The following is a 347-nucleotide window of genomic DNA, read 5'->3' as shown; positions in this document are numbered from 1 at the left end:
ATTAAACAATCGATGGTATTAGAGGAGGACCAAAGTGTCATCCAAATTGACCCACATACAGGCCATCGAATTTGGGTCCTCTCCACCCCGATTAAATCTGGTAAAAAGGTACTTGGCGCCATTTATATTGTTGCTAAAATTGAAAGTGTATTTGCCCAAATGCAGACGATTAATAGCATTTTTGCAACAGGAACGGCCATTGCCTTATCGATTACAGCCGTGTTAGGGATTTTATTAGCCCAAACCATTACCAAGCCGATTGCCGATATGAAGAAACAGGCTTTGGCGATGGCTAAGGGGAATTTTTCCAGGAAGGTTAAAGTGTACCGCAATGATGAAATTGGAAT

Annotated in this window: 1 protein-coding gene; it reads left to right on the top strand. The window is 41.5% G+C overall.

What is annotated here, in order from left to right; genetic code table 11:
• Positions 1 to 347 (top strand): HAMP domain-containing protein (locus tag RYX56_RS21535; RefSeq protein ID WP_317124015.1); only part of this gene is annotated, 347 nt, incomplete at both ends.

This window comes from Alkalihalophilus lindianensis (genome assembly GCF_032843265.1).
GTDB lineage: Bacteria > Bacillota > Bacilli > Bacillales > Bacillaceae_D > Alkalihalophilus > Alkalihalophilus lindianensis.
The sequence above is the reverse complement of the archived record's forward strand: the minus strand, read 5'-3'. Positions and strand labels throughout refer to the sequence as shown.